Origin of the sequence: Micromonospora fluostatini (genome assembly GCF_050410825.1) — a bacterium.
GTDB classification, from domain to species: Bacteria; Actinomycetota; Actinomycetes; order Mycobacteriales; family Micromonosporaceae; genus Micromonospora; species Micromonospora rosaria.
This window is the reverse complement of sequence record NZ_CP191251.1, coordinates 1,748,254-1,770,515: the sequence shown is the minus strand read 5'-3', so window position 1 is coordinate 1,770,515 and position 22,262 is coordinate 1,748,254. Positions and strand designations below refer to the sequence as shown.

Annotated in this window: 19 protein-coding genes and 2 pseudogenes; 5 read left to right on the top strand and 16 right to left on the bottom strand. The window is 75.7% G+C overall.

The window, feature by feature from the left end:
* Positions 1–40 precede the first annotated feature (40 nt).
* On the top strand, positions 41–1,474 hold the full coding sequence (locus ACQUFX_RS07345; protein WP_428965274.1) for a DHA2 family efflux MFS transporter permease subunit: 1,434 nt from the start codon (positions 41–43) through the stop codon (positions 1,472–1,474).
* A gap of 125 nt (positions 1,475–1,599) precedes the next feature.
* Here ACQUFX_RS07345 and ACQUFX_RS07340 read toward each other — a convergent pair whose 3' ends face one another.
* The 14 genes and pseudogenes from ACQUFX_RS07340 to ACQUFX_RS07275 all read right to left on the bottom strand — a co-directional run bounded on the left by ACQUFX_RS07340 (position 1,600) and on the right by ACQUFX_RS07275 (position 15,216).
* The gene (locus ACQUFX_RS07340; RefSeq protein ID WP_428966885.1) at positions 1,600–2,685 is read right to left on the bottom strand and encodes an ABC transporter ATP-binding protein; all 1,086 of its coding nucleotides are present in this window, start codon (positions 2,683–2,685) and stop codon (positions 1,600–1,602) included.
* A gap of 14 nt (positions 2,686–2,699) precedes the next feature.
* Positions 2,700–3,677 (bottom strand): ABC transporter ATP-binding protein, encoded by a 978-nt coding sequence (locus tag ACQUFX_RS07335; protein ID WP_428965273.1) that lies wholly within the window; start codon positions 3,675–3,677, stop codon positions 2,700–2,702.
* On the bottom strand, positions 3,674–4,555 hold the full coding sequence (locus tag ACQUFX_RS07330; protein ID WP_428966884.1) for an ABC transporter permease: 882 nt from the start codon (positions 4,553–4,555) through the stop codon (positions 3,674–3,676). Before ACQUFX_RS07330 ends, ACQUFX_RS07335 begins: the two co-directional genes overlap by 4 nt.
* 68 nt (positions 4,556–4,623) lie before the next feature.
* Complete coding sequence (locus ACQUFX_RS07325; protein WP_428965272.1) at positions 4,624–5,568, bottom strand: ABC transporter permease; 945 nt, start codon at positions 5,566–5,568, stop codon at positions 4,624–4,626.
* Positions 5,569–5,586: 18 nt separating this feature from the next.
* Complete coding sequence (locus tag ACQUFX_RS07320) at positions 5,587–7,119, bottom strand: ABC transporter substrate-binding protein (RefSeq protein ID WP_428965271.1); 1,533 nt, start codon at positions 7,117–7,119, stop codon at positions 5,587–5,589.
* Positions 7,120–7,547: 428 nt separating this feature from the next.
* Positions 7,548–7,985: pseudogene (gene soxR / locus ACQUFX_RS07315) on the bottom strand (redox-sensitive transcriptional activator SoxR); the annotation flags it as partial.
* A 189-nt stretch (positions 7,986–8,174) separates the two neighbouring features.
* On the bottom strand, positions 8,175–9,074 hold the full coding sequence (locus ACQUFX_RS07310) for a PEP/pyruvate-binding domain-containing protein (protein ID WP_428965270.1): 900 nt from the start codon (positions 9,072–9,074) through the stop codon (positions 8,175–8,177).
* A 211-nt stretch (positions 9,075–9,285) separates the two neighbouring features.
* Positions 9,286–9,978, bottom strand: a complete 693-nt coding sequence (locus ACQUFX_RS07305; RefSeq protein WP_428965269.1) for a RibD family protein — start codon at positions 9,976–9,978, stop codon at positions 9,286–9,288.
* 137 nt (positions 9,979–10,115) lie between these two features.
* Entirely contained in the window at positions 10,116–10,766 is a 651-nt protein-coding gene (locus tag ACQUFX_RS07300; RefSeq protein WP_428965268.1) for a GTP cyclohydrolase II, read from the bottom strand.
* 60 nt (positions 10,767–10,826) lie between these two features.
* Positions 10,827–11,783: a lysylphosphatidylglycerol synthase domain-containing protein gene (locus ACQUFX_RS07295; RefSeq protein ID WP_428965267.1), complete on the bottom strand. Its 957-nt coding sequence runs from the start codon at positions 11,781–11,783 to the stop codon at positions 10,827–10,829.
* Positions 11,784–11,884: 101 nt separating this feature from the next.
* On the bottom strand, positions 11,885–12,706 hold the full coding sequence (locus ACQUFX_RS07290; RefSeq protein WP_428965266.1) for an SAM-dependent methyltransferase: 822 nt from the start codon (positions 12,704–12,706) through the stop codon (positions 11,885–11,887).
* Positions 12,703–13,749: a glycosyltransferase family 4 protein gene (locus ACQUFX_RS07285; RefSeq protein ID WP_428966883.1), complete on the bottom strand. Its 1,047-nt coding sequence runs from the start codon at positions 13,747–13,749 to the stop codon at positions 12,703–12,705. The genes ACQUFX_RS07290 and ACQUFX_RS07285 overlap by 4 nt, the downstream gene beginning before the upstream one ends.
* Before the next feature lie 84 nt (positions 13,750–13,833).
* Complete coding sequence (locus ACQUFX_RS07280) at positions 13,834–14,232, bottom strand: 6-pyruvoyl trahydropterin synthase family protein (protein WP_428965265.1); 399 nt, start codon at positions 14,230–14,232, stop codon at positions 13,834–13,836.
* A 3-nt stretch (positions 14,233–14,235) separates the two neighbouring features.
* Positions 14,236–15,216, bottom strand: coding sequence for a zinc-dependent alcohol dehydrogenase (locus ACQUFX_RS07275; protein WP_428965264.1), 981 nt, complete (start codon positions 15,214–15,216; stop codon positions 14,236–14,238).
* Positions 15,217–15,322: 106 nt separating this feature from the next.
* Here ACQUFX_RS07275 and ACQUFX_RS07270 point away from each other — a divergent pair, with 106 nt between their 5' ends.
* The 3 genes and pseudogenes from ACQUFX_RS07270 to ACQUFX_RS07260 all read left to right on the top strand — a co-directional run bounded on the left by ACQUFX_RS07270 (position 15,323) and on the right by ACQUFX_RS07260 (position 19,015).
* Entirely contained in the window at positions 15,323–16,228 is a 906-nt protein-coding gene (locus ACQUFX_RS07270; RefSeq protein WP_428965263.1) for a CDP-alcohol phosphatidyltransferase family protein, read from the top strand.
* A gap of 136 nt (positions 16,229–16,364) precedes the next feature.
* Positions 16,365–18,062, top strand: a pseudogene (locus tag ACQUFX_RS07265) (sulfatase); the annotation flags it as partial.
* Between the two features lie 161 nt (positions 18,063–18,223).
* Positions 18,224–19,015 carry a zf-HC2 domain-containing protein gene (locus ACQUFX_RS07260; protein ID WP_428966882.1) on the top strand — a complete coding sequence of 264 codons (792 nt, stop codon included), beginning with the start codon at positions 18,224–18,226 and terminating at the stop codon, positions 19,013–19,015.
* Between the two features lie 186 nt (positions 19,016–19,201).
* Here the strand turns inward: ACQUFX_RS07260 and ACQUFX_RS07255 are convergent, their stop codons facing one another.
* On the bottom strand, positions 19,202–19,789 hold the full coding sequence (locus ACQUFX_RS07255; RefSeq protein WP_428965262.1) for a sigma-70 family RNA polymerase sigma factor: 588 nt from the start codon (positions 19,787–19,789) through the stop codon (positions 19,202–19,204).
* Between the two features lie 175 nt (positions 19,790–19,964).
* Here ACQUFX_RS07255 and ACQUFX_RS07250 point away from each other — a divergent pair, with 175 nt between their 5' ends.
* On the top strand, positions 19,965–20,816 hold the full coding sequence (locus tag ACQUFX_RS07250) for a phosphotransferase family protein (protein WP_428965261.1): 852 nt from the start codon (positions 19,965–19,967) through the stop codon (positions 20,814–20,816).
* 155 nt (positions 20,817–20,971) lie between these two features.
* On the opposite strand, the gene ACQUFX_RS07245 is transcribed toward ACQUFX_RS07250, so the two are convergent.
* On the bottom strand, positions 20,972–22,147 hold the full coding sequence (locus tag ACQUFX_RS07245) for an LLM class flavin-dependent oxidoreductase (protein WP_428965260.1): 1,176 nt from the start codon (positions 22,145–22,147) through the stop codon (positions 20,972–20,974).
* Positions 22,148–22,262: the final 115 nt, after the last annotated feature.

Sequence of the window (22,262 nt, the reverse complement as noted above, 5' to 3'; positions counted from 1 at the left end):
CGTGGTTGAACCTGACCATGAGGGCACCTAGATTGAACCCGTGAGTTCACTTCGACTCGACCCGCCGCTCCGCCGACTGATCGCCGTGGTGCTCCTCGGCGGCCTGCTCGGCATCCTCAACAGCACGATGGCCGCCGTCGCGACCGGCACGCTGGCCGCCACCTTCGACACCTCGCTGAGCACCGTCGGCTGGGCGTCCACCGGTTTCCTGCTGGCGGTGACCGCCACCATCCCGTTCACCACCTGGGCCGTCGACCGGTTCGGCGCGAAGCGGCTCTGGCTGGTCGGCCTGCTGCTGTTCACCACCGCCGCGCTGGCCAGCGGGCTGGCCTGGAACGTGGGCAGCCTCGTCGCCTTCCGGGTCATCCAGGGCGTCGGCGCCGGCCTGCTGGATCCGCTGGTGCTGATCCTGCTCGCCCGTGCCGCCGGACCGCACCGGGCGGGCCGGGTGATGGGGCTGATGGGCGTGGTCCTGTCCCTCGGCCCGGTGCTCGGCCCGGTCACCGGCGGCGCCGTCCTCGCCACCCTGTCCTGGCGGTGGATGTTCCTGCTCAGCGTCCCGGTCGGCGTGCTGGCCCTCCTGCTCGCCCGCCGGGTGCTGCCGGCCGACCCGACCGCCGGCGACCAGCCCCGCGTCGGCCTCGACGTGCTCGGCCTGGCCCTGCTCGCGCCCGGCTTCGCCAGCATCGCCCTGGCTTTCTCCCAGGCCGCCGAGCAGGTCTCCGGGACCGCGTGGCAGGCGCTGCTCCCGCTGGCCCTCGGCGCCCTCCTGCTGCTCGGCTACGCCCGGCACGCGCGCCGGGCAGGACCCACCCCACCCCTGATCGACCTGCGCCTGTTCGCCAACCGCGGCTTCACCGCCAGCGTCACCGTCATGGGGCTGGGCGGCCTGGCCACCTTCGCCACCCTCTTCGCGGTGCCGCTCTACCACAGCGAGGTACGCGGTCACGGCGCGCTCGCCGCCGGGCTGCTGATGGCACCGACCGGCCTCGGTGCCGCCGTCGCCATGCCCCTGGCCGGCCGGCTCGCCGACCGGGTCGACGCCCGGCCGCTGGCCGCCGGTGGCGCGGTGCTGGCGGTGGCCAGCGGGTTGGCCTTCACCCGGGTCGCCACCGGCACCGGCGAGCCGTGGACCGTCGCGGCCTCCTTCGCCGTCGGGCTGGGCATGGGCCTGTTCAGCGCGCCGACCATGGGCACCCTCTACCGCACCCTGCCGGCCGCGCTGGTCGCCCAGGGCAGCTCCGTGCTCTACATGCTCAACCAGGTGGGCGCGGCGTTCGGGGTCGCCCTCGTCGCGCTGCTCGCGCAGACCGCCCCGGACCCGCTGGCCGGGCTGCACCGCGTCTTCTGGTGCGTGGCCGCCATGAACCTGATGGTCCTGGCCACCGTCGCGCTGCTGCCGGGTCGCCCCGACGCCGGAGCCGACCCACCCGGCGTGCGGGACGACCTCGCCGCGGGCGGCCCGGTGCCGTGACCACTCGCCCCGGCGGCCGGGTGCCGGGACACCGGCCCATCGCCCCGGCGGCCGGGTGCCGGGACACCGGCCTCGTCCCGGACCGTGCCGGGACACCGGCGCCCCGCGCGGGCCGGACCGGTGGCTCAGGTACCGGCGGGGTGCGGTCCCGGCTCGGCCGGGCGGGGGGCGGGCAGGTCGGCGCGCATCGCCGGGACTGCCTCGCCCACGTACCGGCAGGCGGCGAGGTGACCGGGGCCGACCTCGACCGGCACCGGGTCCTGCCCGGCGCAGTCCGGTCGGGCCTGGGGGCAGCGGGTGCGGAACCGGCAGCCGCTGGGCGGATCGGCCGGGCTGGGCACGTCGCCGCCGAGGATGATCCGCCGCCGGTGGCGCTCCACGGCCGGATCGGCCACCGGGATCGCCGACAGCAACGCGGCCGTGTACGGGTGCGCCGGCTCCCGGTAGAGCTGGGCGGGGGTGCCGGTCTCCACGATCCGGCCCAGGTACATCACCGCGACCCGGTCGCTCATGTGCTCGACGGCGGCCAGGTCGTGCGCGATGAACAGGTACGTCAGGGTCAGTTCCCGCTGGAGCCGGCGCAGCAGGTTCATGATCTGCGCCTGGACGCTCAGGTCCAGTGAGGCGATCGGCTCGTCGAGGACGATCAGGTCCGGCTCGCCGGCCAGGGCGCGGGCGATGCCGACCCGCTGGCGTTGCCCGCCGGAGAGCTCGTGCGGGTGCCGCCCGGCCGTCTCGGCCCGCAGGCCGACCAGGTCGAGCAGCTCCGCGACCCGGCGGCGACGGGCCGGCGCGGAGTCGACCAACCCGTGCACGACCAGCGGCTCGGCGATGCTCGCCCCGACCGTCAGCCGGGGGTCCAGGGAGGCCTGCGGGTCCTGGAAGACCATCGCCACCCGCCGGCGCAGGGCCCGCAGCCGGCGGCGGGACCAGCCGGTGACGTCCTCGCCGGCCACCCGGATCGTGCCGCCGGTCGGGTCGACCAGGCGCAGCAGGGCCAGCCCGGTGGTGGACTTGCCGCTGCCGGACTCGCCGACCAGGCCGAGGGTCTCCCCGCGCCGGACGGTCAGGGAGACCCCGTCGACGGCACGCACCGGCGGGCCGCCCCGGGCCGGGAACCACACCCGCAGGTCGTCGAGTTCGGCGACGGTGGCCGCCGCCCCGGCCGGGGGTTGCGTCGTCGCGCCCGGCCGGGTGGCGCCGCCGGTCATCGCATCGCCGCCGGTCATCGTGCCTCCCGGGCCGGGTAGAAGGTCCGCACCCGGTGCCCCGGGGCCACCTCGGTCAGCGGGGGCAGCTCGTCGGCGCAGCGGGCGTCACCGCGCACCGGGCAGCGCGGCCAGAAGGCGCAGCCGGCGGGGAGGTCCAACGGGTTGGGCGGCGAGCCGTCGATGGCGGGCAGGTCGCCGCCGGCGTGCGCCGGGTGGGGGCGGGCCGCCAGCAACGCCCGGGTGTACGGGTGCCCCGGCGCGGCGAAGACCGCGTCCACCGGCCCCTGCTCGACGATCCGCCCGCCGTACATCACCGCCACCGTGTCGGCGACCCCGGCGACCACGCCGAGGTCGTGGGTGATCCAGACGACCGCCGTCCCGAGGCGGCGTTGCAGGTCGGCGACGAGTTCGACGATCTGCGCCTGGGTGGTGACGTCCAGCGCGGTGGTCGGCTCGTCGGCGATCAGCAGGTCCGGCTCGCAGGCCAGCGCCATGGCGATCACCGCCCGCTGCCGCATCCCGCCGGAGAACTGGTGCGGGTAGGCGTCGACCCGCTGCGCCGGTGACGGGATGCCGACCAGGTCGAGCAGTTCCACCGCCCGGTCCCGGGCCTGCCGGCGGGTCATCCCCAGGTGCTCCTCGCAGCCCTCGGCGACCTGCCGGCCGACGGTCAGCACCGGGTTCAGCGAGGTCATCGGGTCCTGGAAGACGAAACCGACGTGCCGGCCGCGCAGTCGCCGACGCCGCTGCGGCGGCACCGCGGTCAACTCCTCACCGAGCAGCCGGACCCGGCCGGTGACCCGGGCCGTGCGGGGGGCCAGGCCGGTCGCGGCCAGCACACTCATGCTCTTGCCGCTGCCGGACTCGCCGACCAGGGCGAAGGTCTGTCCCGCCGCCACCGACCAGTCCACCCCGGCGACCGCGCGGGCCGCGCCCCGGCGGGTGCCCAGGGTCACCGTCAGCTCCTCGATGGCGAGCACCTCCCGGGTCACGACGTGCTCCTTCGCGCTTCGCTGACGGTGAGTTGACGCGGGTCCAGCACGTCCCGCAGGGCGTCGCCGACCAGGTTGAAGGCGAGCACGGTGAGGAAGATCGCCGCGCCCGGGAAGAACCCCAGCCACCAGGCGTCGGTGACGAACCCCCGCCCGTCGTAGAGCATCCGCCCCCAGGCCGGGGCGGGTGGCTGGACGCCGAGGCCGAGGAAGGACAGCGCCGCCTCGGAGAGGATGGCGAACGCCAGGGAGAGCGAGGTCTGCACGATCAGCGGGGCGGCGATGTTCGGCAGCACGTGCCGGCGCATGATCCGCAGGTCCGAGGCGCCGATGGAGATCGCCGCCCGGACGAAGACCTGTTCCCGGACGGAGAGCACGCCGGCCCGGGTCACCCGGGCGAAGATCGGGGTGTAGACCACACCGATCGCCACCATGGCGGTGAGCAGCCCGGGGCCGAGCACCGCCACGATCGCCACGGCCAGCAGCAGCACCGGGAACGCGAAGAGCACGTCCATGGCGCGCATCAGCACGCTGTCCGCCCAGCCCCGGTAGTAGCCGGCGAGCAGGCCGACGCTCACCCCGACGGCCAGGGCGATGCCCACGCTGACCAGCCCCACCTGCAACGAGACCCGGGCGGCGACCAGCACCCGGCTGAGCACGTCCCGGCCCAGTTCGTCGGTGCCGAAGGGGTGCTCCCAACTCGGCGGCTGGAGCATCCGGTCGACGTCGACGTCGTTGATGCCGGCCGGGGCCAGCCACGACCCGGCCACCCCGACCACCACCAGCAGGAGCAGCACCCCCGTGCCGGCGACCGCGGGCGGGTCCCGCCACAGCGCCGCCAGGGCCCGCCGCAGGCTGCCGTCGTCCCCGCCCGGCACGACCGGCTCCGCCCCGGTGTCGGGTGCCGTCCGCACCTCGGCCGGCGTCCCGCCCGGCTCGCGGCGGCTCATCGGACCGTGATCCTCGGGTCGAGGCGGGCGTAGAGGATGTCCACCAGCAGGTTCACCAGCAGGAAGAGGCTGGCCACGAAGAGCACCGCGCCCTGCAGCACCGGGTAGTCCCGGGCCTGGACGGCGTCGTAGGTGAGCCGGCCGATCCCCGGCCAGGCGAACAGCACCTCGATCACGATCACCCCACCGATCAGGCTCGCCACCTGCACCGCGACCACGGTCACCACCGGGATCAGGGCGTTGCGCAGCACGTGCCGCAGCACCACCACCCGGCCGCGCAGCCCCTTGGCCTCGGCGGTACGGACGTAGTCCTCGGCGAGCACCTCCAGCACCGACGAACGGATGAACCGGGTCAGGATCGAGGCGGTGACCAGCCCCACCGCCGCGGCCGGCAGGATCACGTGCGAGGCCCAGCGGGCCGGGTCCTCGGTCAACGCCACGTACCCCGACGGGGGCAGCCAGCCCAGCACCCCGGCGAAGAGCAGGATCGCCATGATCCCCATCCAGAAGTCCGGAACCGAGACCCCGAACTGGCTGAACACCCGGGCGGCGTGGTCGACCAGCGAGCCGCTGCGCACGGCCGAGACGATGCCGAGCGGGACGGCGACCAGCAGGGCCAGCAGCACCGCGGTCACCGCCAGGGAGAGCGTCGCGGGCAGCCGTTCCAGCACGATCGTGGTGACCGGCTGGCCGGAGCGGAAGCTGACCCCCAGGTCACCGGTGAGCGCGTGCCCCACGTAGCTGAGGTACTGCGCCAGCAGCGGTCGGTCCAGCCCGGACCGCTCCCGCAGCGCGTCGTACGTCTCCTGGTCGAAGCGGGTGCCCAGGGCCACCCGGACCGGGTCACCGGGGACCAGTTGCAGCAGCAGGAAGACGACGAGCGTCACCCCGAGCAAGACGACGGCGGACTGGAGCAGCCGCCGCAGGACGAACCGAAGCACCTGTCCTCCCCGCCGGCCTCAGCGGGCGAGGCCCACGTCGCGGAACCGGATCGCCCGGTCGGTCCGGACCTGGTACCCGGTGACCTGCTTCGACCAGCCCTGCACCACGTCCGGGTTGTAGAGGTAGATGTAGCTGGCGTCGTCGACGATCTGCTTGGCCGCCTGCTCGTACGTCTGCTTGCGGGCTGCCTCGTCGGTCTGGGTACGCCCCTGGTCGAGCAGCCGGTCCACGGCCGGGTTGCTGTACTTGTGGAAGTTGAACGGCCCTCCGGTGCGGTGCTGGGCGTAGTAGAACTCGTCCGGGTCGATGTTGCCGAGCCAGCCCAGCATGAACGCGTCGAAGGTGCCCTTGCCCTGCTCGTCGAGCCACTGCGCGAAGTCCAGCGTCCGGATCGTGACGTCGATGCCGACCTCGCCGAGCTGGGACGCGATGACCTGGGCGGCGGTGACCGTCTCCGGGTACTCGCTGGTCACCATCAGGTCCAGGGTCAGGTCGCTGACGCCGGCCTGGTCGAGCAGTTGCCGGGCCTGGTTCACGTCGTGCCGGTACGGCGCGTACTCGTAGTGCCAGTTGCTGCCGCTGGGGATGGCGGTCTGGTTCACCGTGGCCTGGCCGAACTTGGCCGCCTTGGTGATCGCCTCCCGGTCCAGGGCGAACGCGACCGCCCGGCGCACCGCCGGGTTGCCGTAGGGCGCACGGGCCTGGTTGAGCGCGAGGTACCAGTAGTCGGTCGAGGCGGCGGAGCTGACCGTCAGGTCCCCGCTCCCGGTGAGCTGCGGCACCTGCTGCGGCGGCAGGTTGTCGGTCCACTGGACCTCGCCGCCGCGCAGGTTCTGCAGGGCCACCGTGGGGTCGGAGACGAAGGTGAAGGTGACCCCGTCCAGTTTGGGCGTGCCGGCCCAGTAGTGCTCGTTGCGGACCAGCTTGATGCTGTCGCCGGAGGTGTAGCTCGCCACCGCGAACGGTCCGGTGCCGATCGGCCTGGTGGTGATCTCACCGGAGTCCACGTTGGCCTTCTTGACGATCGCCACGCCCTTGAAGCCGCCGAGGTTGGCCAGCAGGTTCGGGGTGGGCGCGGAGAGGGTGACCACCACCGTGCCCGGGTCGGGGGCGGCCACCGACTCGACGGTCTCGAACTTGTAGGCCGCGTTGAGCTTCTCGTCGACGATCCGGTCGTAGGAGTAGACGACGTCCTCGGCGGTCAACGGCGAGCCGTCGGAGAACTTCACCCCCTCGCGGAGGGTGAAGGTCCAGGTGAGCTGGTCGTCGCTGGTGGTCCACGAGGTGGCCAGGGCCGGCCCCATCGTCAGGTCGGCGTCCGGCTCGACGAGCGTGTCGTAGACGTTCTCCAGCACCTGGAAGCTGTGGTAGGCGGAGGTGCGGTGCGGGTCGAGCTGGTCCGGCTCACCGCCGATGGCGGCGACGAGGATCCCGCCGCTGCCGGCGGTGGACCCGCCCCCGTCGACGTCGACGCTCTCCCCCGCGCTACAGCCGGCGAGCCCGACGAGGGAGAGCGCCACGACCGCGGCGGCCACTCTGGATCTGGTCACGGACTCGGTCCCTCCGTCGCCGGGCGGTGAAGACAGCGATTCTGGTGTGCAAGTGGGGCAATGTCAACGAAAGAGATCAAATTGTCGTACCCGGTGGGCGTCGGTCCCGGCCCGCCGGCCCGCCACCCACGCCCCACGGGGCGCGGGTCGGCGGCGCGTCACCCGCCCTCAATGCCCCGGCGTCCCCGGCGGCGAAACCTCCCCACCGGATCCGCTCACCGCCGACCCGCGCCGGGCCCCGACACCGACCCGGCCGGCACACCGACGGCGGGGTCGGCCGGTACACACGCGACGGGGTCGACCGGCACACAGGCGACCGGCTCGACCGGCACGCAGGCGGCTGCGCCGGCCGGCAGGACGTCGACCGGCTCGGCCGGATGGTCGGCGGCGCGGGCCCGGCGGGCGGCCGGGGTGGTGTCGGGGAAACACCGGGGACCGGCCCCCTCCCGGCCGAGGACGTCGTCCGTATTGGAGTACGGGCACGAGGTCAGCGACAGGCAGCCACAGCCGATACAGTCGGAGAAGTTGTCCCGCAACGCGGTCAGTTCCTCGATCCGGCCGGTCAGTTCGTCGCGCCACTGGCGGGAGATGCGGGCCCAGTCCCGGGCGGTGGGCACCTCCCCCTCGGGGAACTGGTCGAGGGACTCCTTCACCCGACGCAGCGACAGGCCCAGCCGCTGCGCGGTCCGGATGAACGCGATGACGCGCAGGGTGTCCCGGCGGTACTCGCGGCGGTTGGTGCTGGTCCGGCGGCTGCGGATCAGGCCGACCCGTTCGTAGTAGTGCAGCGCCGAGATGGCCACCCCGGCGCGCTGCGCCACCTGCCCCGGCGTCAGCCAGAGCACCTGGGCGTCGAGCTGCGGCATGCCCGCTCCTCCGGTCGGTCGACGTGCCGGCCCCGACCCCCCGTACCCGCCGGGGTCGGCACGGCCGGGGGCGTCCCCCGGCCGACCCAGCCTCCGACCTCAACCGCACTTGATGTCAAACCGCCGCCGCGTCCGGCCACGATGGTCGGCGGTGCGGAGCCGGACGGGTCTCGCGGTGCGGGTGACCGGTCAGCCGGCGGGGGTGCAGGAGACCGCGACCAGATCGCCGGCCACGCTGACCACGCTCATCCGCACGTCGTGGCGCAACCGCTGGCGCACGTGCAGGTAGAGGGCGCTGACCCGGCGGGCCTGCTGCTCGTCGAGGCAGGTCACCAGCCGCTGCCGCGCCGGGACCTGGGCCTTGAGCACCGCGCCGTCGGAAAAGATCGTCATCCGGTCCTTGCGCGCGATCCGCTGCTGGATCAGCCGCAGGTTCTCGGTGAACAGGTACGTGTCGGCGGGGGTCTCCTCGTCGCCGAGCCCTTCGCCCAACCCCCAGGCGGCCCGTACCCCGATCAGGGCGTCCGGGTCGGGTCGGCCCGGCACCGGCGCGTCCGGCCCGGACCGGCCGGTGGACGATGCGGACCGGTGCAGGCCGACCCGCGCGCTCACCTCGGCCGGCAGCAGGGCCTGCACCAGGACGGCGGAGCGGCCCCGACCGCCGAGCGCCTCCGGGGGCAGGCGGGGATCGGTGACCCGGGTCGCCGCCGGCCAGGTGAGCACCTCGTGGACGGCCTCGGCGAGCCCGTCCAGCCCGATCGCGTCGAGAATGGTGGGCGGGTCGCTGACCTGCGGCAGCGGGCCACCCCCACCACGGCGGACCACCAGCCGCGGCTCGACCTCCCCGGTGATCTTCTGCATCCGGGTGTGCGCGGCGTCGAGCAGCGACCACAGGTCGTCGGTCTCGGCCGGCAACAGGTCGTGCGGCGAGAGGGCGGTCACGCAGAAGGCCGTCGGCACCGGTACGTCGTCGACGAGCCCGCTCAGGCAGGCGAACTCGGCCCCGACCAGCTCCGGGACCCGCGCGCCGCGGTCCAGCGGCCAGTAGACACAGGACCGGCGACTGTACTCGCTACCGCGTACGGCCACTGTGCCGGCGACCTCCGTATCGGTTGCGGGATGGCCACCCGGAGGGAGGCCGCGACGGACCGCCGAACGCCGTCGGCTGACGAGCGGGGCGCCTCAGGCTACACCCTTGCCAGATGCGGGCAGCAGTCCGTACAGATGCCGTCCGACCGGCGGCGCAACGGCCGGTCAGCGGGGTCACCGGCCCGCCGCCGCGAGCGCGCACGGGCCACGGTCAGGGCTCACCGAACCGCTCGGAGAGGGCGTAGCGGGCCAGCACCACGTCCCCCACCTGGCGGACCTCCGCCACCCGCGCCCGGCGGCCGGAGTGCCACGGGAACCGGCCCTCCTGGACGAACCGGGGGGCGCGGCAGTCCCCGACGAAGAACGGGGCGACCACCAGGTGCAGTTCGTCGGCGAGGCCGGCGGTGAGGAACTGCGCGTGCACGGTCCCGCCGCCCTCCACCATCAGCCGGCGCACCCCCCGGGTGGCAAGGTCGGCCAGCGTGCGCTCCAGGTCGACCGGGTCGCCGGTGTCCACCACGGTGGCCAGGTGGCCGAGGCGTTCCCGGGCCTTCTCCACCGACCCCGACGCGCAGTAGACGAGCTTGTCGCCCTCGCCGGTGGTGAAGAACCGCGCCGTCGGGTCCAGGTCGGCGCTGCCGGTGACGGTCACCTTGACCGGTGAGGCCGGCCGCCCCCGCGCGAGGCGGGCCTGCCGCCGCCCGGCCGACCGCACCAGCAGCCGGGGGTCGTCCCGGCGCACCGTACCCGCGCCGACCAGGATCGCGTCGCAGCCGGCCCGTACCGCGTCGATCCGGTCCAGGTCCTCGTCGTTGGACAGCACCAGCCGCTCGTCGGTGGCGTCGTCGATGTACCCGTCGATGGAGGTGGCGCAACTGAGCAGTACGTACGGTCGCTCACTCACCGGCTCGGCTCCCCCTGTGCGTCGCTGCCGGACCGCACCGGCCCGATCTGCCTCGGCCGGCCCCACCGGCCCCTTCCCGCCGCCACCGTCGGTGCCTGCCCGACGGTGGCCCGGCGCGCCGCCGGACGCCGCCGGGCTCACCCGACGAAGGGCAGGTCGGCGGTACGGGCGCGACCCGCCTTCGCGGCCAGGTACCCGGCGTTGGCCGGGGAGAGGAAGACCCCGGTCGGCACGATCTCGGCGACCGTGGTGCCGAGCCGGTTGAGCTGCTCCGCCTTGTCCGGGTTGTTGCTGAGCAGGGCGATACGGGACACCCCGAGAGCGGTCAGCATCTGCGCGGCGACGGTGTAGTCCCGTTCGTCCTCGCCGCGCCCGAGCGCCACGTTGGCCTCGTACGTGTCCAGCCCGGCGTCCTGCAGGGCGTACGCGTCGAGTTTGGCGTACAGGCCGATGCCCCGGCCCTCCTGGCGCAGGTAGAGCAGCAGCCCACCGGCGTCGGTGATCCGTTCCACCGCCTCGCGCAACTGCGGCCCGCAGTCGCAGCGCTCGCTGCCCAGCACGTCACCGGTCAGGCACTCGCTGTGCGGGCGTACCAGCGCGGCGGGACCACCGGCCGCCTGCCGTTCGACCGCCGCCGGCCAGTCGCCCAGCCCCAGCGCGAGGTGCTCCCGACCGTCCACCAGCCCGTCGAAGGTGAACACCCGGGCGGTGGTGGCGTACCCGTCGGGGAACCGCAGCGGCACGGTGACCTGGGTACGGATCGTGGCGACAGGCAGTGCTTGGTACATGTGGCTCCTCCGTCGGACGCTGCCGGCCAGGCCGACACCTTCGTACCGGTGTACGGACACTCAACCACCCACCGCGCCACCCCGCCCGTCGGCAGACGGATCGATCCGCCGGGCGAGCAGCACCGCCGCGCCGGGCAGGCTGGCCACCAGGACCAGCGCGCCGTACACCATCGCGGTGGCGACGCCCTGGGCGGCGGTCAGGCCGGCGGCGGCGAACGCCCACGCGGCCACGCCCTCGCGCGGGCCGAACCCGGCCACGTTCAGCGGCAGCCCCATGGCGAGCAGCGCCAACAGGGTCAGCGGGAGCAGCCGGGTCAGCGGGGCGTCGGCACCGGCGGTCCGGGCGGCGACGAGGAAGGTGGCCAGGTGCCCGGCGACCGCCACCACCGAGGCGGCCAGGACCCCCAGCCAGACCCGGCGGCCCAGCAGCCCGGCGCGCACGTCGGCCACGGTCGCCCGGACCGCCCGCGCCCAGCGGGACGACCCCCGGCGGGGCAGCAGCCGGGCCACCAGGGCGAGCCCCAGCAGGACCGACACCGCCACCACGGTCACCACCGGCAGGAACCGCTGCACCGGCGAGGGCAGCGCCAGCAGCAGCACCACCGCCACCAGCACCTGGACCGCCTGCCCGGCGGCCCGTTCCCACACCACCGCCCGGATCCCCCGGCCGACGTCGCCGACGTCCCGGCCGTGCCGGACCGCGCGGTGCACGTCGCCGAGCACCCCGCCGGGCAGGGTGGCGTTGAGGAAGACCGCCCGGTAGGTGTGCGCCACCGCCGCGGGCATCGGCAGCCCGACGCCGAGCCCGCCGGCGACCAGCCACCAGCGCCAGGCGCAGCAGACCGTGGTCAGCACGCCGATGCCGAGCGCCGCCGCCAGGGCCGGGCCGTCGATCAGGCGCAGCCCGGCCAGGACCGGGCCGGTGCCCACCTGCCACAGCAGCAGCCCGAGCACCGCCACCCCGGCGGCCGCGCGCAGCCAGGCCCACCGGGACCGGGCCCCGGTACCGCTTCCCACCCGGAACCCCCTCCGAAGATCACGAACGTCTGCCTGCTGGTACGCGTCCCGGGGCCGAAGGGTTCACCGCGATCGGTGACCGGTACCCCCGGACCCGGCGCTCATCCGCACCCGGCGAGCAGGTCGACGTGGTCGACCACCACGGTCAGCCGGCCGGCGGCGACGTCGGCGCGGCGGCGGTGGGCGTACCCGGCGGCCGGGGCGGCCAGGTCCGGCCGCTGCTCGACGGCGGCGGCCAGCCAGCCGGCGAGCCACGCCAGGGCCAGCGCCGCCCGGTCCGCGCCGAGCACCCAGGGGCTGGGGCGGGTCCGCACGGTCACCCCGTGCCGGGTGAACGCCGCGACGCAGGCGGCCGGCGCGTCCGGGCCGAGCAGGGTACGGCCGGCGACCGTCCGCCGCTGGTGGTCGTTGAAGGCGGCGGTGAGGTCGGCGTCGAGCGGGTCGGCCGGGGTGAGCCGGACCCGGCCGACCACCGAGATCATCAACAGCGCCGGGCAGCCGGCCCCGACCAGCGCCGCCACCGTCCGCTCCACCTCGTCGACGGTCAGCATGTCCAGCAGGGCGGAGGCGGTGACCAGGGCGGCGCCGTCCAGGTCGGCGGGGGCGAGCCGGGTGAGGTCACCCCGACGGGTCTCGACGGTCACCGGCGTGCCGTCGGCGGCGTGGACGCCGGTCAGCCCGGCGACGGCCGAGGCCAGCAGGTCGTCGTCACGCTCGTGCAGGACCCAGCGTTGCGGGCCGGGCAGCCGGGGGGCCAGCCAGCGCCCCATCGACCCGGTGCCGGCGCCCAGGTCGTGGATCACGGTGGCACCGGCACCGGGCAGCCGGCGGTGGACCTGCTCGACCAGGTCCACGGCGCGGGCCGCCCCGTCGGCCTCCTCCCGCAGCCGCAGCCAGTCCGCGAAGGCGAGTTCCTCGGTCATGCGGTCGTTCCTTCCAGGACCTGGGCGACGCGGGCCGAGGTGGCCGGCCAGCCGGTGAGGGTGGCGCGCCGGGCGCGGGCGGCGCGGCGCAGCGCACGCCGCAGGTCGCCGTCGTCGAGCCAGCGGCGCAGCGCGGCGGCCAGCGCCGCCGGATCGTCGGGGGGCACCAGCAGCCCCGGCCGGCTGCCGTCGGGTGCCCGACCCAGTGCCTCGGGCACCCCGCCGGTGGCGGTGGCCAGCACCGGCAGGCCCCGGGCGAGGGCCTCGGTGACGACCATCCCGTACGTCTCCGTGCGGGAGGCCAGCACCAGCAGGTCGGCGGCGGCGTACGCGGCGGCGAGCCCGGCCCCGGTCCGGGAGCCGGCCAGGTGGACCCGGTCGGTGAGGTGGTGCGCCCGGATCCGGGCGGCGACCCGGCCGGCGAAGTCCGGGTCCACGGTCACCGACCCGACCAGGGTGCAGTGCCACCGGCGGCCGGTGACCGTCGCCAGGGCGTCCACCAGCACGTCCTGTCCCTTGTACGGGTTGACGGCGGCGACGCAGAGCAGCGCCGGGCCGGCCCCGTCGCCAGCGGTCACCGGGGCGGCGTCCACCCCGGGGTGGGCCACCACGACCCGGTCGGCGGGCAGCCCGTACCGGTCGAGCAGCCGGCGGCGGGTCCACCCGCTGGTGGTGACGACGGCGGCTGCGGCGGCCAGCGCCCGCGCCTCGGCCTCGTGCTCCAGCGGCAGGTGCACCAGCACGACCAGCCGGACCCGGTCGGCGTGCCGCGTCAGCACCTCCGGCACCGCCGAGGCGACCAGGCCGTCGGCCAGGACCACCGCCCCGTCGGGTACCGCCGTGAGGACCCGGTCGACGGCGGCGCGGGCCGGGGCGTCGGGCGCGGGCCAGGTCCCCCGGACGGGGTGCTCGTGCACCCGCCAGCCGGCGTCGGCGAGCCCGGCGCAGACCCGCCGGTCGTAGTGGTTGCCGCCGCTGGGGGTGGCCGGGTCGTCGATGTCGTTGGGCAGCACCACGTGCACCGCCCGGCCGGTCGCGGTCACCACGGTCGGGTCGGGGCCGGCGGGCGCGGTCGGGGCGGTGTCGCCGGCCGGCGCGGGACCGGCCGGTCCGTGGGGTCGCACGCGCTACAACGGCCGTTCGTAGCTGGCCCAGGCGACGTGCGACTCGTGCAGGGTGACCGTGATGCCGGTCAGCGCCCGCGCCCCGTCGCCGAACGCGCCGGCGTGGACCCGGTCGGCGAGCCGGTCGGCGATGGTGCGGGCCAGCACCTCGGTGGTGGTGTTCACCCCGGCGAAGTCGGGCTCCTCGTCGAGGTTGCGGTAGGTGAGGCCGCCGAGGACGGCGCGCAGTTCGTCGGTGGCCCGGCCGATGTCGACCACGATGCCGTCGGCGTCCAGGTCGGGCCGGCGGAAGGTGGCGTCGACGACGAACGTCGCGCCGTGCAGCCGTTGGGCGGGACCGAACACCTCACCCCGGAAACTGTGCGCGATCATGATGTGGTCCCGGACGGTCACGCTGAACACAGGTCACTCCCCGTCGTAGCTGATCAGGTGGCAGAGGGCGGGCAGCCGCCCGGAGGACAACCGGGCGAGCACGTCGGGCAGGTCGGCGAAGGGCGACCGGCCGGTGAGCAGGGCGTCGAACACCGGGTCGGCGAGCAGGTCCAGGGCCAGCGCCAACCGGTCGCGGTAGCTCCGGCTGCCCCGCCGGGCCGGGGCGACCGCGCCGACCTGGCTGCTGCGTACGGTCAACCGGCCGGAGTGGAACGCCCCGCCGAGGGCCAGGGTCACCGGGCGGTCGCCGTACCAGCTCAGTTCGAGCAGGGTGCCCTCCCGGGCGAGCAGGTCCAGGCCGCGTTGCAGGCCCTCGGCGCTGGCGCTGGCGTGCACCACCAGGTCCCGGCCGGTGGCCGCGTCCGCCGGGTGGGCGAAGTCGACACCGAGCGCGGCGGCGGTCGCGGCCCGGCCGGGGTCGGTGTCGACCAGTTGGACCCGGACGCCGGGGAAGCGGGCCAGCAGCGCCGCGACGCAAGCGCCGACCATCCCGGCGCCGACCACGGTGACCCGGTCGCCGACCAGCGGCGGGGCGTCCCAGAGCGCGTTGACGGCGGTCTCCACCGTGCCGGCCAGCACCGCCCGGGAGGCGGGCACCCCGTCGGGCACCGGCACCACCGCGTCGGCGGGGACGACGTACGCGCTCTGGTGCGGGTAGAGGCAGAAGACCGTCCGCCCGACCAGGTCGGCCCGACCCTGCTCGACCACCCCGACGTTGAGGTAGCCGTACTTGACCGGGGCGGGGAAGTCGCCCTCCTGGAACGGGGCGCGCATCGCGGCGTACTGGTCGGGTGGGACGCGGCCGGTGAAGACCAGCGTCTCGGTGCCCCGGCTGACCCCGGTGTACCGGGTCCGGACCAGGACCTCGTCCGGGCCCGGGGCGGGCACCGACACCGGGCGGATCTCGCCCACCCCGGGCGACCGCAGCCAGCAGGCGTACGCCTCGCGCGTCATCGGCCTCTCCTCATCCGCGGCGCCGATCCGCATCCACAGCGAACCATTCGGTCGAATCTCCCGTGTTCCCTGTCAGCGAACTTTCGATCATAGCCACGGAGGAACGGTGCCAACGGTTCGAACAGGTCCGGTACTCGGACTGATCGCCCAGCTCGTCCTGCTGGCGGGGCTCGCCGCGACCGTCGGCCTCGGCCCGGTGGGGTGGTCCGCCGGGGTCGGGTACGCGGTGGTCACCTGCCTGACGCTCAGTCACGGGCTGCGCCGTCAGGGCAGCCGGCGTCTCGGCCCTGCCGACCGGGTGACGCTGGGCCGGGCCGTCCTGGTCGGCGGCGTGACCGCGCTGGTGCTGGACCCGGTCGTCGCGGTGGCACCGCTCGCGGTCCTGGTGCCGCTGACCGCCGTCGCGCTCGCGCTGGACGCGGTGGACGGTCAGGTCGCCCGGCGGACCGGCACGGCCAGCGCGCTCGGCGCCCGGTTCGACATGGAGGTCGACGCGTTCCTCATCCTGGTGCTCAGCGTCCACGTCGCACCGTCGGCGGGCGGCTGGGTGCTGGCCATCGGCCTGATGCGGTACGCCTTCGTCGCGGCGGCCTGGCCGCTGCCGTGGCTGCGCGGGTCGCTGCCACCCCGGACGTGGCGCAAGGTGGTCGCGGCGGTGCAGGGCGTGGTGCTGGCGGTGGCGACGGCCGACGTGCTGCCGGCCCCGGTGACCGTCGGCGCGGTGGCGCTGGCGCTGGCGGTGCTGGTCGAGTCGTTCGGCCGGGACGTGCACTGGCTGTGGCGCCGCCGCCCGGCCGGCGGACCGGCGGCGGCCCCGGCCGGCCCGGCCGGCACGGTGGTCACCCGGGCAGCCCGCCCGGTGACCGCCGGCCCGACCCGCACCGTGGTCGTCCAGCCCGCCCGCGCCGTGGTCCCCCGGGCAGCCCGCCCGGTGATTGCCGGGCCGGCCGCCGTGGCCGTCCGGTCGGCCCGGCCGGCGGCCGGCGCGGTCCCGGTGTCGCGTCCCACCTGACCCGGGCGGCCGGCACCGCCGCCGCCCCGTCCGTACCGTCCCGGGTGGACGGTCCATCCGGGACCGCCCCGGCCCGCCCGACATCCGCCGGTGGATCCCGGCGCCCACGAGAGGACCCGGTGTGTCGTTCCTGATCCGTCCCCTGCGCAGCCCGACCGCCCCCGAGCCGTCCCGGCCGGCGGGCGGCAGCCGTGGCCCGGACCGTGCCGGGGCCGGGCGGGGCCGGTGGCGGACCCTGGCCGGCCGGGTCACCACCGGACTGGCCGGCCTGCTGCTGCTGGGCGTGCTGCTCGCGCCGAACCACCCGGGCGGCTCCTCGCCCTGGGCGTTCCTGCGGCTGCCGGTGGAGCCGATCGTCGCCGCCGCCGTGCTGCTCGCGCTCGGGGCCCGGCCGGTCGCCCGGCGGGTGCTGGCCGGGCTGGTCGGGCTCACCCTCGGCCTGCTCGGCGTCCTGAAGGTCATGGACATGGGGTTCTTCGCCACCCTCGCCCGGCCGTTCGACCCGGTCCTGGACTGGACCCTGCTCGACGACGCGGTGGCCTTCCTCGCCGACTCCGTGGGCCGGGGCGGCGCGACCGCCGCCGTCGTCGCGGCGGTGCTGCTCGGGCTCGTGCTCCTCGTGGCCTGCACGCTCGCCGCGCTGCGGCTGACCCGGCTCGCGGTCCGGCACCGGGGGCCGGCGGTCCGGACCGTCGCGGCCCTCGCCGTGGTCTGGGTGGTCGTCGCGGCGTTCGGGGTACGGATCGTGCCGGCCGTACCGGTCGCCGACCGGAGCACCACCCGGCTGGTCGGCGCGCACGCCGCCCAGGTACGCGCCGGGCTGCGGGACCGGGAGACCTTCGGCGCGGAGGTGACCGACGACCCGTTCGCCGACACGCCGGGCGAGGAGCTGCTGACCGCCCTGCGGGGCAAGGACGTGATCCTGGCGTTCGTCGAGAGCTACGGCCGCGACGCGGTGCAGGACCCCGAGCTGGCCGGGGGCGTCGGCGCGGTGCTGGCCGACGGTGACCGCCGGTTGGCCGCCGCCGGGTACGGCGCGCGCAGCGGGTTCCTCACCTCCTCGACCACCGGCGGCGGGAGCTGGCTGGCGCACGCCACGACGTTGTCCGGGCTGTGGATCGACAACGAGCAGCGGCACCGCAGCCTGCTGGCCAGCGACCGGATGACCCTCAACCGGGCGTTCCAGCGGGCCGGGTGGACCACGGTCGGCGTGATGCCGGCGGTGACCCGGGCCTGGCCGGAGGGGCGGTTCTACGGCTACGACCGGTTCCACGACTCGCGGACCCTCGGGTACCGGGGCCCGACGTTCAGCTACGCCCCGGTGCCGGACCAGTACACGCTGTCGGCGTTCGAGCGGCTGGAGCGGTCCCGGGCCGACCGGGGACCGCTGATGGCGGAGATCGCCCTGGTCTCCAGTCACTCCCCGTGGACCCCCCGACCCCGGCCGGTGGACTGGGCCGAGGTGGGTGACGGCTCGGTCTACCACCGGGCCACCGAGGGCGGCGCCGAGGACGTCACCCGCACCACCACCGGGATGCGCGCCGACTACCGGCGCTCGATCGAGTACTCGCTGCGCACCCTGGTCTCGTACGTGCAGCGGCACGGTGACGACGACCTGGTGCTGGTCGTCCTCGGCGACCACCAGCCCGCCCCCGTGATCACCGGCCCGAACGCCAGCCGGGACGTGCCGGTCACCCTGGTCACCCGGGACCGGGCGGTGCTCGACCGGATCGCGGGCTGGGGCTGGACGGAGGGGCTGCGGCCCGGTCCGCAGGCCCCGGTGTGGCGGATGGACGCCTTCCGGGACCGGTTCCTGACCGCGTTCGGCCCGTAGTCGGCGGGTCACCAGCGGTCACCGACCCCCGGGTGGGCGGGCGACCATCGCCGGTCCGCCGTCCCGGGGCACACCGCCGGTGGCCACGGTCACGACGATCCACCGGCGCGTCCGGGCCGCCCGGCGGGAACCGGGGAGCCCTGATGAGCGACTATCGGAACATGGGGTGCGAGCAGTGGCGGGAGATCCTGTCGGCACAGTTGGACGGTGAGGAGACGCCCACCGAGCGGGCCGCCGCGCAGGGGCACCTGGACACCTGCGCGGGCTGCCGGACCTGGCTGGACCTGGCGGCCGGGGTCACCCGGCGGTCCCGGACCCGGCTGGCGCCGACGGTGCCCGACCTGACCGACGCGATCCTCGCCGCCGCGCCGCCGCCGGCCCGGTCCGGGTGGCGCCCGGCGGCGCGGTGGGGCCGGCTGCTGCCGGACGGGGGGTGGCCCCGGTGGCGGACCGGCGCCGTGGCGGGGCTGCGCGCCGCGCTCGGCCTGCTCGGGGCGGTGCAACTGGTCCTCGGCCTGGTCCAGGTCGGGCGGGGCGGGACCGACCACGTGCACCTCAACGGCCAGCACCTGTGGCACGAGGCGGCGGCGTGGAACGTCGCGGTCGGCGCGGGCTTCGTCTTCGTCGCGCTGCGCCGGACTCCCCCGGCCGGGCTGCTGCCCATGCTCAGCGCGTTCGTGGCGACCCTGCTGCTGCTGTCGGTGAACGACCTGCTCACCGCGCAGGTGGCGATGCCCCGGCTGGCCAGCCACGGCTTCCTGGTGGGCGGCTACCTGATCACCGTGCTGCTGTCCCGGCCGGGACTGCGCTCCGGCGGGTCGCCGCCCGAGCAACGGCGGCCGTCGCGGTCCCGGTGGCGGTTGCAGGCCGACGACGCCCCACCGCCGCCGGCCCCGCTGCGGCTGCTCCCACCCCACTCCGCGCAGGCCCGCACCGACCGCCGCGCCGCCTGAGGCGCTGCTCCGGCCGGTCGGGGCGCCCGCGCCCGACCGCTACCGCGCCCCGGCCGGCGCTGACCACCGCCGCCCCGCCGTGGGCTGACCGGTGGGGCGTCGGGCCGCTGCCGCGCCGGGCGGGTTCGACCGACGGGTCGCCGGGGACCTGGCGAACCGGCCCCGGCGGCCGACGTCGCGCCCCGGTCAGCCGACGCCGCGCTGACGCTGCGGTGCGGGGCCGGCGGCCGGGGCGGCCAGCGCGGCGACGAGGTCCTCCCGGGCGCGGGCGACCCGGGAGCGGATCGTGCCGATCGGGCAACCGCACACCCGTGCCGCCTCGGCGTAGGACAGGCCGAGGACCTGGGTGGCGACGAAGGCCTCCCGGCGCTCCGGGACCAGATCGTCGACCAGGCCCCAGAGGGTGACCTCGCCGTCCGGGGCGGACGCGGCCGGCGCGCCGGCCGCGTCGGCGAACCGGTACCAGTCGGCGACGCCGGTGGTCCGGGGACGGGCCACGGCCGCCCGGACGTGGTCGACGGCCACCCGCCGGGCGATGGCGAACAGCCAGGTCCGCGCGGAGGAGCGGCCGGCGAAGCCGGGCAGGCTGCGCCAGGCCCGCAGGTACGTCTCCTGGACCAGGTCGTCGACCTCGCGTGCCCCGGACAGGTGCACGAGGAAACGCCGTACGTCGTGCTGGGTGGCGCGGACGAACGCCGCCGCGGCGGCGCTGTCGCCCCGGCCCGCGGCGAACGCGTACCCGGTGATCTCGTCCGCCGGTTCTGGTCGGGTCACTGGTCCCACCTTTCGCGTACCGCTGGCACCGCCCATTGGTCGTCGGCCACGGGCGGACGGTTCCCGGGCCGTTCGGGCTGACCGGCGACACCGGTGCTACCGTCCGTCCGGTGATCTCGCAGCGAAGCGTCCACCCGTCCCGGCACACCGGCGCCGCCGACCCGGGGGGTGCCCCGTGGACGGGCTGATCGGGGCCGTCCGACGCCTGCTCGGCGGGTACGAGATCGGTTCGCTCACCCCGCTCGGGGCGGGCACCGACCACGACGCGTACGACCTCGACGGCGTGTTCGTGGTGCGGCGACGCCGGCCGGTGGAGGACGACGACGGACCGGCGGCGGTGGAGCGGGAGGTCCGGGTCCTCGAGGCGGTGGCCCGGGTCTCCCCGATCCCGGTGCCGACGGTCGTCGCCGCCGCGCCCGAGCAGGGGCTGCTGGTGCTCCGCCGGCTGCCCGGCACGTCCCTGCTGGCCGAGCCGTGCCCCGACCCCGACCGGCTGGTCGAGCAGGTGGCCGGTTTCCTCGCCGCCGTGTACGCGCTCCCGGCGGACCTGGTCGAGCCGGACGACCATCCCCTGTCCGGGTACCTGGCCGAGGCCGCCGAGGCGGTGGCCCGGATCGCGCCGGTGCTCGACGCCGGGCAGCGCGCCCTGGTGGAGGAGTTCCTGGCCACCACGCCCCCACCGGAGCCGACGATCCGGCTGTTCTGCCACGCCGACCTGGGCGCCGAGCACCTGCTGGCCGAGCCGACGCGGACCCGGCTGACCGGGGTGCTCGACTGGTCGGACGCGGCAGGCACCGACCCGGCCCGCGACCTCGGCCGCCTCTACCGGGACCTCGGTCCGGGGCCGGCGGCCCGCATCCGCGACGCGCTCACCGGCCTGCTCGACGACGGAGCGTTGTCCCGGGCCGCCTTCCACGCCCGGTGCGCGCTCGTCGAGGACCTGGCCTTCGGCCTCGACGAGGGAGACCACCGGTACGCCCGCGCCGCCCTCACCCACCTCCCCCGCACATTCCAACAACCCGCATAACCCCCCTCCCCCCGCTCCCCCCTCCCCCCGCTCCCCCTCCCCTCCCCGCCCCCCACCCTCTCCTGGCTTGATCATGGAGTTTGCGTGAGATGCCGGAGCTCGGACCGACGCTAACCCCATGATCACGCAACCGGGCTGGGGCGGGGAGGCGGGGGTTAGGAGGTGGGGGTGGGGGTGGGGGTGGGGGTGGGGGCGAAGGGGATGGTGGGGGCGGGGGTGGGGGTGGGGGTGTCGGTGGGTGGGTGCCAGAGGCCTCGGGCCCGCAGGATGGGCAGGACGCCCTCGCCGAACCAGTACGCCTCCTCCAGGTGCGGGTAGCCGGAGAGGACGAACTCCTCGATGCCGAGCGCGTGGTACTCGGCGATCCGATCGGCGATCTCGGCGTGGCTGCCCACCAGGGCGGTGCCCGCGCCACCCCGGACCAGGCCGACGCCGGCCCACAGGTTGGGCGCGACCACCAGGTCGTCCCGGGAGCCGTGGTGCAGGTCGAGCATCCGGCGCTGCCCCTCGGACTCGCTGCGCCGCAGTCCGGCCTGGACGGCCCGGACGTCGGCCTCGTCGATGCCGTCGAGCAGCCGGCGGGCCTGCGCCCAGGCCTCGTCGGCGGTGTCCCGCGCGATGACGTGCAGCCGGATGCCGAAGCGCAGCCGGCGACCGGCCTCGGCGGCCAGGGACCGGATCCAGTCGAGCTTGCCGGCCACCTGGGCGGGCGGCTCCCCCCAGGTCAGGTAGACGTCGCTGTGCCGGGCCGCAACCGGGCCGGCGGCGGCCGACGACCCGCCGAAGTAGACCGGCGGGACCGGGTCGGGCGTGCGGCTCAGCCGGGCCCCCTCGACCCGCAGGTGGGGCCCGTCGTGGTCGACCGTCCCACCGCGCCACAGCGAGCGCACCACGTGCAGGAACTCGTCGGTACGGGCGTACCGGGCGTCCTTGTCGAGGAAGTCGCCGTACCCGCGCTGCTCGGCCGACTCGCCGCCGGTGACCACGTTGAGCAGCAGCCGACCGCCGGAGAGGCGCTGGTACGTGGCGGCCATCTGGGCGGCCAGGGTCGGGGAGAGCAGCCCGGGGCGGAAGGCGACCAGGAACTTCAGCCGTTCGGTGACCTCGGTCAGCATCGCCGTGGTCAGCCAGGCGTCCTCGCACCAGGCGCCGGTCGGGGTGAGCACGCCGACGAAGCCGAGCTGCTCGGCGGAGCGGGCGATCTGCCCGAGGTAGGCGACGCTCGCCGGCCGGACCGCGCCGGCGGCGCCGACCGGTACGCCGTGTCCACCACCGACGACGCCCCGGCTGTCGCCGGAGGTGGGCAGGAACCAGTGGAAGGTGAGCGACATCGGGGGCTCCTCCGGATGAGCGGGTGGGGTCGGGGTGCGGTCGACGGGCGGGCGTTCCTGATGGCCGGGACGACCACCCGAACAGACTATCGATAAAACCTACCGGATTAGTAGG